This is a genomic window from Christensenella massiliensis, from assembly GCF_040409835.1.
Lineage (GTDB): Bacteria > Bacillota > Clostridia > Christensenellales > Christensenellaceae > Christensenella > Christensenella massiliensis.
The window spans coordinates 2,453,614-2,467,143 of record NZ_CP117826.1 but is presented as its reverse complement, the minus strand read 5'-3'; the positions used below and the strand labels follow the sequence as shown (position 1 = coordinate 2,467,143).

The window sequence follows — 13,530 nt, the reverse complement described above, 5'->3', positions numbered from 1 at the left end:
GAGCTTATCTCCTTTTATAATTGTTTCAGCCGCTCCAGAAGCTCCTCATAAGCGTCCCCGCTCGTCAAAAGCATTCTTCCGTGCTTTCCCGTAATGCCGTCCGCATCCGCGCAGGCGCTCGTGCAGCCGCATACGATTACTGCATAATCCAGTTCGGCTCCCGGCACAGCGGATACGATTTCCGCCCCCGGCATATCCCCCCGCAGGCGCCGCACGATATCCGTCCTGTCATAACGCGGATTGCAGCCCCCGCAATATTTAATTCCGATCTTCACGTTTTTCTCTTCTCTGTCTCAAGATTTCTTTTGCCATGCTCCACGTTTCGTCGCTCACGCCCGTCACAAGTACGACCTCTTTTATTTCAGGTATTTCATTTTGTACTTCCGATGCGACCACCGACTCAAGCGTAAGAGAAGCGGAGGGGCAGCCCGCGCATTTTCCCAAAAAGCGGACCTTCAGAATTCCGTCCTCAAGCGATACGACCTCAATATTCCCCTCATGTCCGCCGAGCTCCGGGCGCACCTTTTCTTCCAGTACCCGTTCCACCTTTTTCAGCAGCTCTGTCTGCATCATCATTTCCCCATCTCTGCATACAGGCCGCGGCTCGGGCAGAAGCCCCGTCCGCGGCCAACGTATGCAGCAAAATTACTCCTTGATATGTGCGATTTTTTTCGCGAGCTCTTTCTTCATCGCAAGGTTGCCCTGCCGCGCGATCATGATGCGCTGCGCCTGCGGGCTGCCCGCGCCGTGCATGGATTCCGTGCGGTAGCCTACCGCCGCCGTCCCGAGCGCGAGGTTTTCAATGAGGCGCAGAATTCTCAGGCGGTTCTCCGTGGAAACGCCCTCTACGCCTTTCAGATATTTCTCAACATATTTGCCGAGCTTCGGATCGCGGAAGTCCTTTTCCGACGGAGCCGTCACCATGATGCCGCCCGCAATGTCTTCCGCGAGACGGACGATCTCGTACGGGAAACGCGTCACGTTCTGCTTGCACACATTGGCGAGCAGCAGATCGATGATATAGTTCCCGGATTCCGTTTTATGTCCCTCCGCCGAACACGCGATGCCGCACGCATACAGCGTCTCGTTGAGGTGCGTCATCTCGATCAGCTTATCCTTGATATGCGAAGCGCGCGCCGCGCCGTTGTAGTCTGCCGCGACCGCCGCCGCGCCGATCAGCACATCGCCCACGCCGACCTTGCAGCCGCCGTAGCTCTGACGGTGATAGCCCGCGAAACGCTCGACCAGCATACCCGCGAATTCCGTTTCCCCGTTGAGGAAAATGCGGTCGTTCGGAACGAATACATCGTCGAAGATCGTCAGCGCTTCTACACCGCCGAATTCCGAGTTCCCTACATCAAGCTCACTGCCCTCCAGCTTACGCGTATCACAGGACTGGCGGCCGATGATCATAAAGAGTCCAGGCGTATCCAACGGTACCGCAAAGGACACCGCATAATCCTTGTCCTCCGGTTTCATGGATACCGTAGGCATCACGATCACCTCGTGAGAATTGAGCATTCCCGTCTGATGTGCCTTTGCTCCGCGCACGACGATACCGTCCGGGCGGCGCTCCACTACGTGCAGATACATATCCGGATCAGGCTGCGCATGCGGTGCGAGCGAACGGTCTCCCTTCGGGTCCGTCATAGCGCCGTCCACTGTGAGGTCGTTATCCTGACAGTAACGCATAAATTTCAAAAAGTTCTCGTGGTAATTCGTTCCATACGCTTTATCGGTCTCGAACGTTGTGCTGTAGATCGCGTTGAACGCGTCCATACCTACGCAGCGCTGGAAGCAGGCCGCCGTCTGCTGTCCAAGCAGCCTCTGCATTTTTACTTTCTTGATGAGGTCGTCCGTGTTGCGGTGGATATTCGTAAAGCGGTTGATCTTCCTCCCGTCCTCCAGCGTGACCGTCATCAAATCCTCATATTCCGGCATCTGCGCCAGATCGTACGTCATGCGGACCGAATTAAGAGAGGGCCGCAGGATCGGATCGTCCACCGGGCTTTCGATCTTTTCCCCGAACATATAAACTTCCATTTTGATCTTGCGAATACTTTCGATGTATTCTTCGCCTGTCATGAGTGCCATTTTTCTTTCTCCCTTTCCATTCTTATATTCCTTTCCGGCCCATGCCGGTTTACTTCCTCTATTATTATACATGCAATTATCGTGCCAAGCGATAAAAAAATGTGAATTTTTTCTCAAATTTTAAATTTTTTTTATTTTGCTGCCAATAAAGCCTGTCCAAATCAATGAAAACATCTTTTTTCTTCACATATTCTGTAAAAAATTCCTGTTTCTGTTCATCCCCGATTCTCTTCATCCCCATTCTGATTCTCCCGGTTTTTGAAAACGTTTTATTTTTGCAACGAATTTGTCTGGCATAAAAATTGCATATGCAAAAAAGAACGCTTTTTCGCGCTCTTTTTCTACCGTTTTATTTTTGCAACATGTTTTATTTTTGCAACGACCCGTATTTTTCGCGATACTTCTTCCTTTTGCGCACGAAAGTCGCAGCGTCCATGCCGAGGCTTTTTGCCGCCGCGCGCACATTTCCTGCTTTCTGGTAGGCGCGCTCGATATAATCCAGTTCGAGGCGTTCAGTTACCGCCTTCAGGTCCACTTCTCCGTACTCCTGCGGAAGTCCGGCCGCGGGCGGCGTATGCAGAAAGAAATTTCCCGCCGATATATCCTCCGTACTGCTCATGACCATCGCGCGCTCCACCACATTTTTCAATTCGCGCACATTGCCCGGCCAGCGGTACTCCAAAAGTGCATCCCGACCGGAAGCGGTCAGATATTTATTCATATTATACCTGCGGTTCAGCTCTCCCAGAAAACGCTCGGCAAGCGGTATGATATCTTTCTTTCTCTCTCTGAGGGGCGGGATCGTTACAGGAAATACGTTCAGGCGGTAATAGAGATCTGCACGGAACGTCTTTTCCCGCAGCATTTCCTGCAAATTGCGGTTCGTTGCGGCGATCACGCGCACGTCCACCTTAAGCGGCTTATTCGAACCGATCCGCTCGATCTCCTGCTCCTGCAAAACACGCAGCAGCTTTACCTGCATATCGAGCGGGAGCTCTCCTACTTCATCCAAAAAAATCGTTCCCTTATCCGCGACCTCAAAAAGGCCCATTTTCCCTTCCCGGTTCGCTCCCGTAAACGCTCCGCGTTCATAGCCGAACAACTCGCTTTCGATCAGAGACGGCGGGATCGCGCCGCAGTTCACTTTGATAAATCGTTCCTTGCTCCGGCTGCTGTTGCGGTAAATATAGGAAGCGATCCGGTCCTTGCCCGTTCCGGTCTCTCCCATAAGAAGAACGGTAGTATCCAATCTGCTTACACGCCCGAGCAGCCGCATCACCGAAAGCATCTCCGGGTCATGCACCACAAGCTCGCCGTCCCCGATGATCTGGCGCCTCATCGCCTCAAGCTCAGATGCATTTTTTTCGGAGGTCTCTTCATTTCTCTTCAGCCTGTCCTTCAGCTCGTGAAGCTCCGTCACGTCCCGCACGTTCGTGATGACCATAACGACCTCTCCCGATTCGTCAAGCGTCGGCGTGCTGGTGATGACTGCGCGTTTTCCCGTCTTGAATTCCTGCTCCAGCGTTACAGGCTCGCGGGATGCGATCGCCATCAGGGTTCCCGATACATTGATGATATCGCCCTTAACGAGGTCACGCATATTTTTCCCAAGCACGTCCTCTCGCCTGAGGCCCGAAATGATCTCATAGGATTCATTGACCATGAGCGTATTTGCGTTCCCATCCGTAATATAGATCCCGTCGTAAGACCCTCCGATCACCACGTCGAGAATGCTTTTTGCTTTTGAAAGATCAGTCAGGAGCTCTGTCGCTCCGCCTTTTTCATAATAGGCCGGAACTCTCTTTTTCATAAACCTCTCCTTCCGGCGCCGCCCATCATGGCAGCCGGTATACGGTACAGGGATGCCCGCCCGTTTGATAATCGATATCTCCGACGATACGCCCTGCGTCCGCAAGCTGTTTTAAATACCGCCGTGCCGTAACAGCGGAAAACCCGAGCGCTGCTGCGATCTCCTTGGCAGTAAACCGTCCTGTACAAGAATTCTGAAAGTATTCCATGATACGTTTCTCCCATCCGCTTCCTCCGCCCGCAGCCGCTCCATGCGCATGAAGCAGATGATCGACCGCCTCCTGATCCGTCGTTTTAAGTCCTTCGGCGATACGCGCACGCTGCGCATACCGGTCGAGACATTCCCGGAACCGTTCGTAAGTAAACGGCTTCATCAAAAAATCAGCCGCTCCCAGCCGGAGCGCGCTCACAAAGCGCTCTCCCGTCCGTGCCGCCGTTACCGGTATCACGTCTGCAGCTATATCCTGTTTCAAAAGCTCTTTCATGAATTCTTCCCCGGAAAAATCGGGCATACAAAGCTCGAGGAGGATGAGGTCTACCTGCTCTCCGCGCAAAAAACACAGTGCCTTTCGGCCGTCCGTGAATTCTCCTGCTACGGTGAACCGGGGGTCACGCTCCAGATATTCCCGGCTGATATACGATGCCATGGGATCGTTATCCACGATCACGGTCCTGTATCGTCTTTTCTCCATATGTCAATTGTATGAAATTTTAAAAGCTGTGTCAATGAAGCCCCTTTTCCGCCGCCTCCGCTGCGGGAGCCTGCTTTCCGCGCGCGAAGAGCAAGCCGGGCAGAATATTGACGAGTGACCCGGCCAAGATCAGGACGATCCCCCAGACCATATTATACGGGATCGCTTCATGCAACACAAAAAATGCGAGAACAGCTGCCAGAACCGGTTTGAAAAAGAAGATCAGCGACGCCGTGTTCGCAGACGTTTTCTCCATCGCAGTGAAGTAAGATGCATAGCCGATTCCGGTCGTTCCAATATAGACATAGAGCACGAGCCAAAGGTTATCCATGCTGTATCCGGTCAGGAACGGAATATTGGCGAACGCGTCGAGCCCGCATGCCGTCATCGCTTCGGCAAACGGCGGGATATGGCTGAACCCGGCAAACGCAAGGAGCTCTGCAGCTCCGAACAGAAAGCTCATACAGGTGACCGCTGCTCCTCCGTATTTCGCACATTTGCGCTTTCCAAGCACGCCATACAGGGCGAATGTCAATACAGAAAGCAGCGTCAGAATGATCCCGTTCGGTTCTGTCTGCATGTGGAAAGGATTGATGATAAAGACGATGCCGAAAACCTCCAGCGCGATCGCAATAAGATTTCTGCGGCAGATCACTTCATGCAGCAGCAGCGCTGCAAACAGCATCACAAAAGCCGGATTACAGCTGAACAGCGTCGCAACGACCGACGCATTGGCGTCCATGATCGCAAGCTGATAAAACGTCATGCTGACGGCGATCCCGAGAAGTCCTAAAAGTGCAAAAAAACGAAAATCCCGCGCTTCTATCCGCGCGCCTCTCGTTTTTACCGCGCGCACCGCAAACGGGAGCAGAAAAATCCCGCCCGCCAGAAACCGCGTCATCGTGAGCTGCATGGGATTAAAATCTCCGGCTATCTCCTTGAGCACGATCTCAAGCGTACTGAACAATATCGTTGCGGCGGCAATATAAAGCCAGCCCTTTTTCACAAAAACGACTTCCTTCCTTTCCAAACTCCACGCTCTATCATACGCCGGAACGGAAAAGAAGTAAAGGGCAGCCTATATGCCGCGCACATTCTATCTCTATTTTCTCTCATTCGAAACAGCGCAGAATACCGGTCAAAAGGCCTTGCGCGCATTTTTCCTGATATTCCTCTGAAATAAGCAGCGCTTCTTCTTCACCGTTCGACAGGCATCCCATCTCGATATTGCACACCGGTACCGTGCTCCAGTTAAACCCGGTTTGGTCGTCCCGCGCAATGACTCCGCGGCCGCGTGCGTCCGTTGCCTCCAAATAGGCGGCAAAAATTTCCTCACCTGCGGCGCGGCTCTGTGTTTCGATCTCTTTTGTATACTCGCCGGCCGGAACGAGCATCATTGCTCCGCGCACCGAAGCGTCGTCCACTCCGTCGCAATGAAGCCGAAGCGCAAGGTCTACACCCGCATCGTTCATGATCCGGGCACGCTCCTGATTAGAGATATCTACATCTGCCGTTTCGTGTGTCATCACTACCTCTGCTCCGTTTTCCTCAAGAAGCGCACGCAGCTTCAGCGCCACCGCAAGATTGACCTGATATTCCGGCGTACCGGTATTCTTCCCCGCCGTTCCGGAGGTCACCTTATTTTTTGTTACCGCCGAGCCGGGCGCAGCAGCCTCTTGCTCAGAGTTTCCCTGTTTTTGGTGCCCGGGATCAAGACCGATCCTTATGCCTGCAAGCGGCAGAGCGCATTCCTTTGCGTCATCCGCATAAATGCGCGCCAGCGTCTCTTCTCCGGCAATTCCGTCTTCAGAAAGCCCGTTTTGCCGCTGAAAAAGGCGAACCGCACGTTCGGTCGCCGGGCCGAATTTCTCCGTATATTCCTCAATATCCAGATACCCAAGCTCTCCCAGCCGCTGCTGGAGCTGCCGGACAGCCTCGTTTTGCATTCCGCTTTTCAAGACCGGCATTGGCGTCGGCGTCGGAGCAGGTGTAGGAGCAGCCGCATCCTGAGATGGTTTTGTGTTTTCCGCCGCCTCCTTTCTTTCAGGCTGGCGTACCGTTTCTTCTGTATTTTGCGCGCAGGCTGCAAGGCTCAGGCAAAACACAGCGCACAGCAATATAACAAAAAATTTTTTCATTCTTTCCTATCCTTTCTTCTACCGTCATTATAGCCGTACCGGACGCAATACACAATCCCGCTCCGCCGTGTTATAATAAAAGCGGCACTAACAACGGAGGTATTTATGAAAGCACTCATTACAGGAGCAAGCTCGGGGATCGGGCGCGATATCGCTCTTGAGCTTGCAAAACGCGGTTATGACCTTATCGTCTGCGCACGGCGAAGAGATCGGCTGTCAGCATTGAAAGAAGAGGTCAAAACAAACGTGCGCATCATCACAGCAGATCTTTCCGTTCGCGAGGAATGTCTGCGTCTTTACAGCGAAACGCGCGGCGAGGATATCGATGTCCTCGTCAATAACGCCGGATACGGTGTTTTCGGCGCATTTAACGAAACAGACCTTACGCGCGAACTCAATATGCTCGACGTCAACATCGTTTCCGTACATATCCTGACCAAGCTGTTTCTGAAAGATTTTATTCGGAAAGACCGGGGATATATCCTTAATGTCGCTTCTTCAGCCGGTTTTATGCCCGGCCCCCTGTTCGCAGCCTATTATGCCTCCAAAGCATACGTTCTGCGGCTCACGCAGGGTATCCGCGAAGAATTGAAAAAAACAGGCTGCGGCGTATCCGTCAGCGCGTTATGTCCCGGCCCTGTCGACACGGAATTCAACGATACGGCCGGCGTCCGGTTTTCCGTAGGAGGATTGTCTTCAGCTTGCGTTGCAGCCTACGCTGTCAAAAAGATGTTCGCAGGCAAAACGGTAATCGTTCCCGGCGCGCTGATGAAAGCCGCGCGTTTCTTTGCGAAGCTCCTTCCGGATAGTCTCGTTGCTAAAGCCGCTTACTCTATCCAAAGGGGAAAGCAAGGAAAATAACGTTTGTTTTTTCTTCTTCCGTTTATGAATAAAGCAAGCCTAAGGGAGGAACAAAACGTGAAGATCGGTATCGTAACGGGCGCTTCGTCCGGGATGGGAAAAGAATTTGCAGTGCAGCTTGCGGCCTCTGAAAGGCTCGACGAGATATGGGTGGTCGCCCGCCGGGCAGACCGCCTCGAGGAGCTGGCTCAGGAGCTGAAAACACCCCTGCGTATTTTCGCGCTCGATCTTACGCACTCCGAAAGTATCGATACGCTCAAACAGGCTTTTTCAGAGAGCGCTCCCTCCGTCCATTGGCTTATAAACGCCTCCGGCTTCGCCAAATTCGGCGATTTCAGCACCGTCAGCGAAACGGATTCTCTTGCGATGATCGACCTTGACGTGCGCGCGCTCGTCTGGATAACGCTCGCCGCCATTCCCTATATGGAGCCCGGCGGACACATTTTGGAGGTCGCGTCTACTGCGGCGTTTCAGCCGCTTCCGGATATGAATATCTACGCTGCCGCAAAGGCCTTTGTTTTGAGTTATTCCCGCGCACTCAACCGCGAACTCGGGAAGCGCGGCGTGACTGTGACCGCCGTATGTCCCGGCTGGACAAAAACAGAGTTTTTTGATGTCGCACGGCAAAATGCGGATGCAGGTGCGGTCAAAAATTTTTTCTTCCCCTCACAGCCGGAAAACGTCGTCAGGCGCGCTATCCGCGATGCGAAAAGGGGACGCGATGTTTCTGTCTACGGTATTTTCAATAAGCTCCATCTTTTTTTCGCAAAGCTGCTTCCGGCCAGTTCAGTCATGACGCTGTGGGACGCCATGAAATAGGCCGCCTTTTTATTCCTGTCCTGCGAGCCGCTCGGACGTCTCGCTCCGCTCGCGGAACCGTTTGATCGCGCACATGCGGTTCGTCGCGTCCAGCTTTTGGTAAATATTTTGGATATGCCGCTTTACTGTATTGGGTGAAATGCACAACTGGTCTGCGATCTCTTTCTGACTTTTGCCTGCTTCCAGCAGCAATATCACCTCGATCTCCCGGGCAGAGAGCCCCGTCGCATTTTCGATGCGGTTCCCGCTTCCCTTTTCACAAAGCTCAAGCAGCCTTCCTGCGAACGGCTTATCCATATCGAGCAGTCCGCTTTTCAGCATGGGCAGAAGCCATTCTGCATTTTCTGCAAATGGCATGACGATACTGTCCTGCCGTGCAATATCGATCGCCTTCTGCAGCTCCTTTATGCCCTCCATCATGCCATAAATATGATATTTCGCCACCGAGCGGTGGATGTGGTTGTGGATATATCCCAATTGATTGCAAAACGTCTCGAACCGTTTTTCGAGCGTCTCCGTCAGTACTTCGAGCTGCATATAATCGCCCGTCAGCAATACCGCCTTTCCATACACGATATAATTGAACGCCATCCCCTGCGTTTTGGAGGTATAGGCCGTCATATCCCCGTTGCGCAGCCAGCCCGGTATTTTTTCCGCCTGCCCGAGACAGGCATAGATATATCCGGTACAATTATCTATAGTATTGGCAACGATCGGATTAAGCTCCGATTTCGTCATATCGCCAAGCTCCCGCAGGACAGCCTGAAGCTCGTCTGTGCGGTTCTTTTGTATAAGAAGCCGTGCCAATGTGAGGCGCGCGCAGATAGCGATCGAGCTTTGTTCCCATAGATTTGCCTGATAGAGCGCTTTCTTAGCGGGCAGCTCCGCCTGCTCGAGTTCACCTGTCTCAAGCGCGTATTCCGCCCTTGCCAAGCTGCGGCAGCCCATCCCGCAGCCGTCCGTTGCGTCGATATGGCTCTGGAAACCGTCTACAAGGACATCAACCGTCCTTCGGAACTCTCCCGGCGTCCGGTAATAAGCGTATGTGAAATGCGGCGTTCCATACGTCAGCACGCTCTTTCGGTTACGTATCATGGACGTTTTCCCCTCCAACAGGCGCAGCGATTTTCTGGAGCATTCGATCACTTTTTCCGCATCGTTGAATGCAACGGCCGTAGATACCATCGCACTCTCTGCCAATATTTGGTTCCGCGTATAATCCGGGTGATCATGACTGCGGAAATATTCCTCAAATTCCCGCAGCATCTCCGCTCCTTTCTCTTGGTCGTTTAAGATCACCAGCCAGATATATTTCAGCGTCGCAAGAGGATAAGCATGCTTTTGCTCCTCCGTTGCATTCCGGAATACCCGCGCGATCAGTTTCCTATCGATCGAATTGATTTTCCGTATGTCGGTACGTTCCAGCTCTCCGAATATCTTCTCATGGTTTCCTGCCATCATCCAATATTTGAACGCCAAAACGTGGTCCTCCTGCTCAGAATACCACTCTCCCGCACGTTCGATCAGCCGCCCGGCATTCAACTTTCTCGTCTGCCGCTCTTCCCGCAAAAAATCGAGAAATATCTGATGAAATCGATACCAGCCCTCATCGTCTAATATGATAAACGCATTTTCCGCACACAGCCGGTTAAGTCTGTTTACCGCTTCCCCGTCCTCAAACAGATATACTGCCTGTTCAGCCGTCAGCCTATCGAAAAAGGAAAGCTTCAGCAAAAAATCCTGCATAGGAGCATCATATTTATCAAAAAACGACGATTTCAGCATAGCGTGGATCGAATGATGAAATTCCGGATTGATGTTGCGCGAAAAACTGGTCACCATCAAATAGATGGCGGCGATCCATCCGCTTGCATACGAGCGTATCTTTTGCTTCTCCGCTTCGCCGCCGCGAAACCCGATCAATTCAAAATAATTTTCCAGCTCCTCCTCCGTAAAAGAAAGCTCCCTCGCGTCTATACTGCAGCAGAAGCCCTTGAGTTTCAGTTCCTCAATATGTATCTCCGGGACCTTCCGGCCCACAAGAACGATATGGAGCCACGGGATACGCGCTAAAACGAGCTGCTCTAAAAACAGGTCTATCTGCGCGTTCTCGATCAGATAATAATCGTCGATCACCACGGTAAGCCCCTGTTCCGGCTTCTTGCTCCCGATCAGGTCTATTATTCTGGATATCTGCACGCTGTCGTTCGGAAAACCCAGCTCCTGAAGCGAATCTGCAAAATCCGCCGAGATCTGCCGGACTCCTTTTACCAGCAAAAACCAGAAATATTCGCTCGCCGCGATTCGTATGGACTCCGTCATGGCAAGCCAGATATACGGAATTTCCCGCGCATTCAGAAAAGTCCTGACTGCGGTCGTTTTTCCGAACCCCATAGGCGCAGTCACCACCGTAAGCGGGAACTGCCGCAGCTCATTTAATTTTTCATCCAGCCTTTTTCTTTTTAAAATTTTAATATGTGCCATAGGACCGACCCGTCTTACCTCATGACGTATTTTTTTTATTGTACCATAGATCACGTTCTTCCGTCATGACCGTTTCCTGTTCCATCACACAAAAATACCACTTCTTTTTTCTGTTCCTCCCGAAAATATTCTTTTTAGGTGATGCCCGGCCTTTCCTGTATATGATACAATTTGTAACAATGATAAGGTTCATTATCTATCCAACATTCAGCAGAAAGGGTGAAATTCATGAAAGAGATCATAAACGGCGCCATGTGCAAAATGCCTGACGCTCCCTGCAATACTCTCGAAGAGAAGATCCAGCGATTGCTGGATATCGAAGAGATCAAAACGATTCCGTTTCATTACGCCAATTATTGCGATAAGCTCGACGCGGAGAGCATCTCGTCCATCTTCACGGAGGACGGCGTCTACTGGAGCGCAGCTCTGGGGCCGATCAAGGGCCGCAAAGCTATTTCCGATTACTTCGGCGCAGCTTACCAGCACGAAAAATCCGCAACACACCTGATGGGCAACCAGCAGGTATGGTTCGAGACAAACGACAAAGCAGTCCTGCATACCTATTTCCATTCATGGAGCACGTTCAAGGACTATCCCGTAACGGGGGACCGGTACACCTACGGCAGATATGAGATCAAGGCCGTCCGTGACGCCGACGGAGAGTGGCGCGCGACGGATATGCATATCGTATGCGCGGGTCAGACCGGAACAGGCGGAGCATGGGGCGAGCATTTCGACCGTCCGTGGCCGCCGGAGCCAAAATTCGGCTGTCCGGAAGAAAAGAAATAAGCTGTCAATGCAAAAAAGAGGCCGTATGCAAAACATTCGGCCTCTTTTTTCCTCTTACGTCACCCTTTCTGCCAGAAGAAACAGAAAAGGGAGCGCCGCTCCCTCCCGTCTTATAAAATAGGATCTGCCGGAAGAAGCGGCGTTGCGTAATCCTCACTGCCCTTTTGTCCAAAGTCGACGGCAAGATCTATCCCGCTGATATAGCTCGCCATATTGCTGTTCATGAATACGATCGGCATCGCCATCTCCTCCGGCTGCGCAAAACGCAGCTTACTCTTTCCTTTCATCTGGTCGTGCGACATAACGCTTTCCCATTCGGCAGTCAGCTGTGTCTGCGTAGCACCCGGGCAGATGATGTTAATGCGTATTCCCTGCAGCGCAAGCCGCTGCGTCATATATTTTACATAAAAATTCATCATACGCTTAGAGAAATAATAACCTTTTAGTCCCGCCATATCCCCATAACCTTTTTGCTCCGCTTTTGCCGCCGCTTCATCAAGACAGGCTACCGAGGCTTCCCAATCTGCCGCTTCTACGATTGCACGGTATTCTTCAATGGTCGTCCGCCAGCCTTTTCCGCCCCGCGAACCCATGAACGCGATCGCTCCGCCCTTTTTCATACGTGGAAGTACATATTGCTCCGTCATATATTTATGTCCGATAAAATTGATCATACAGGTCGTTTTAAAATCTGTTTTCACACCGGATACGCCTGCAATTCCAAAAAAGCAGTCGATCACATCCGGGATCTGCGCAAATGCCTGATCGATCGATTCTCTATCCGCTATATTCGTTTGGATAGACCGCTCGACCGGCAGCGTAATCTCCGCGACATCCATCGCATAGACCTTTGCCCCAAGCTCAAGCAGCATTTCACAGGCCGCTCTTCCCATTCCGGACGCTGCGCCCGTCACTACACATATTTTTCCTGCATATCCAAAATAATCTTTCATGCCGATTCTCCTCGTCTTCATTCTTTATAGCATCATTATAATCAATCGGCTGCAAAATTGAATCACACAAAATTACCATTCACGTTCTTTCGTTTACAATCAAAATGATCCTGCGGCGCTTTTCACTGTACATCCTGCTATAATATCGCGCACCGCATTCATGACCTGCCCGGCCGCTCGTTGAAGAGCTTATCGCCGCTGCAGATCATATCTCTGATTTTTAAAACATCCCGCATACGGTTCTCCTCATGTTCCTGCGTCCGCTTCACATACCCGTTGCAGCATTTTCACTCCCGCTTTCGCTTCCACAACAAAAAACCTCCTAATATTCTGCCTTGATACAAAACATTAAGAGGTTCTGACCGTACGTCATGACTCAAATGCCGCAAAATGTATACCGAACATCGCTAACTGCCGCGTATATCTCGTCATTCACACCGTACTATATAGAATAACACAGTTCAAAAAACGCTTTGCAACCGCCTTTTTATTCTTCGTCCGGCAAGTCCGCGTTGTGGTAAACGTTCTGCACGTCGTTGGGAACCTGTTCTAACAGATGTATACGATGGTAGACTCGGCGGTCGTTGGGTGCTTCATCAGCGAACATGTACTTTCCACTGTCGGTGCGTCTTATTATTCCCTAACCAATATTTTTATCTGCGTCGCGCTTGGCGGCGGGATTGGCGTATCGGTTATCGTCAGCCGCTATTTTGGAGCAAAAAATTTTGTCCTCTGCTCTGCATCAAGAACCGTTGTTGTCTGGAATTTTAATATCAGGTATGCCCTTATTCAATTATAGATGCTATTTTATCATCTGGATATTATTATATCAACTCCTCAAGCGTATTGTAAAGGTCTGGGTTATGACATACAACACAAAATTTTATGTAA

14 protein-coding genes are annotated in these 13,530 nt (G+C 51.4%); 4 read left to right on the top strand and 10 right to left on the bottom strand.

The window, feature by feature from the left end; all coding sequences use genetic code 11:
- Nucleotides 1-14: 14 nt before the first annotated feature.
- The 8 genes from PUP29_RS12105 to PUP29_RS12070 all read right to left on the bottom strand — a co-directional run bounded on the left by PUP29_RS12105 (nt 15) and on the right by PUP29_RS12070 (nt 6,733).
- A complete protein-coding gene (locus tag PUP29_RS12105; protein ID WP_079545467.1) occupies nt 15-275 on the bottom strand; it encodes a hypothetical protein in 261 nt (86 codons plus the stop codon).
- Nucleotides 259-576 (bottom strand): NifU family protein, encoded by a 318-nt coding sequence (locus PUP29_RS12100; RefSeq protein WP_353423451.1) that lies wholly within the window; start codon nt 574-576, stop codon nt 259-261. Before PUP29_RS12100 ends, PUP29_RS12105 begins: the two co-directional genes overlap by 17 nt.
- Nucleotides 577-645: 69 nt before the next feature.
- Nucleotides 646-2,094 carry a 4-hydroxyphenylacetate 3-hydroxylase family protein gene (locus tag PUP29_RS12095; RefSeq protein WP_079545469.1) on the bottom strand — a complete coding sequence of 483 codons (1,449 nt, stop codon included), beginning with the start codon at nt 2,092-2,094 and terminating at the stop codon, nt 646-648.
- A 76-nt stretch (nt 2,095-2,170) separates the two neighbouring features.
- Nucleotides 2,171-2,335 (bottom strand): hypothetical protein, encoded by a 165-nt coding sequence (locus PUP29_RS12090; RefSeq protein ID WP_353423449.1) that lies wholly within the window; start codon nt 2,333-2,335, stop codon nt 2,171-2,173.
- Between the two features lie 126 nt (nt 2,336-2,461).
- Nucleotides 2,462-3,904: a sigma-54 interaction domain-containing protein gene (locus tag PUP29_RS12085; protein ID WP_079545471.1), complete on the bottom strand. Its 1,443-nt coding sequence runs from the start codon at nt 3,902-3,904 to the stop codon at nt 2,462-2,464.
- A gap of 25 nt (nt 3,905-3,929) precedes the next feature.
- Nucleotides 3,930-4,595 (bottom strand): response regulator, encoded by a 666-nt coding sequence (locus PUP29_RS12080; RefSeq protein WP_079545473.1) that lies wholly within the window; start codon nt 4,593-4,595, stop codon nt 3,930-3,932.
- A gap of 31 nt (nt 4,596-4,626) precedes the next feature.
- Nucleotides 4,627-5,625, bottom strand: a complete 999-nt coding sequence (locus PUP29_RS12075) for a DMT family transporter (RefSeq protein ID WP_353423447.1) — start codon at nt 5,623-5,625, stop codon at nt 4,627-4,629.
- 82 nt (nt 5,626-5,707) lie between these two features.
- Nucleotides 5,708-6,733: an N-acetylmuramoyl-L-alanine amidase gene (locus PUP29_RS12070; RefSeq protein ID WP_079545476.1), complete on the bottom strand. Its 1,026-nt coding sequence runs from the start codon at nt 6,731-6,733 to the stop codon at nt 5,708-5,710.
- Nucleotides 6,734-6,838: 105 nt separating this feature from the next.
- Between PUP29_RS12070 and PUP29_RS12065 the strand changes: the two genes are divergently transcribed.
- Both PUP29_RS12065 and PUP29_RS12060 read left to right on the top strand, forming a co-directional pair.
- Nucleotides 6,839-7,594, top strand: a complete 756-nt coding sequence (locus tag PUP29_RS12065) for an SDR family NAD(P)-dependent oxidoreductase (RefSeq protein ID WP_079545478.1) — start codon at nt 6,839-6,841, stop codon at nt 7,592-7,594.
- A 57-nt stretch (nt 7,595-7,651) separates the two neighbouring features.
- Nucleotides 7,652-8,413 carry an SDR family NAD(P)-dependent oxidoreductase gene (locus tag PUP29_RS12060; protein ID WP_353423445.1) on the top strand — a complete coding sequence of 254 codons (762 nt, stop codon included), beginning with the start codon at nt 7,652-7,654 and terminating at the stop codon, nt 8,411-8,413.
- Between the two features lie 9 nt (nt 8,414-8,422).
- Here PUP29_RS12060 and PUP29_RS12055 read toward each other — a convergent pair whose 3' ends face one another.
- Nucleotides 8,423-10,897 carry a LuxR C-terminal-related transcriptional regulator gene (locus PUP29_RS12055; protein WP_079545481.1) on the bottom strand — a complete coding sequence of 825 codons (2,475 nt, stop codon included), beginning with the start codon at nt 10,895-10,897 and terminating at the stop codon, nt 8,423-8,425.
- 228 nt (nt 10,898-11,125) lie between these two features.
- On the opposite strand from PUP29_RS12055, the gene PUP29_RS12050 reads away from it, so the two are divergent.
- The gene (locus tag PUP29_RS12050) at nt 11,126-11,686 is read left to right on the top strand and encodes a nuclear transport factor 2 family protein (RefSeq protein ID WP_079545483.1); all 561 of its coding nucleotides are present in this window, start codon (nt 11,126-11,128) and stop codon (nt 11,684-11,686) included.
- A gap of 110 nt (nt 11,687-11,796) precedes the next feature.
- Here the strand turns inward: PUP29_RS12050 and PUP29_RS12045 are convergent, their stop codons facing one another.
- Nucleotides 11,797-12,639, bottom strand: coding sequence for an SDR family oxidoreductase (locus tag PUP29_RS12045; protein ID WP_353423444.1), 843 nt, complete (start codon nt 12,637-12,639; stop codon nt 11,797-11,799).
- A gap of 556 nt (nt 12,640-13,195) precedes the next feature.
- Here PUP29_RS12045 and PUP29_RS12040 point away from each other — a divergent pair.
- A complete protein-coding gene (locus PUP29_RS12040; RefSeq protein WP_079545486.1) occupies nt 13,196-13,438 on the top strand; it encodes an MATE family efflux transporter in 243 nt (80 codons plus the stop codon).
- Nucleotides 13,439-13,530 lie beyond the last annotated feature (92 nt).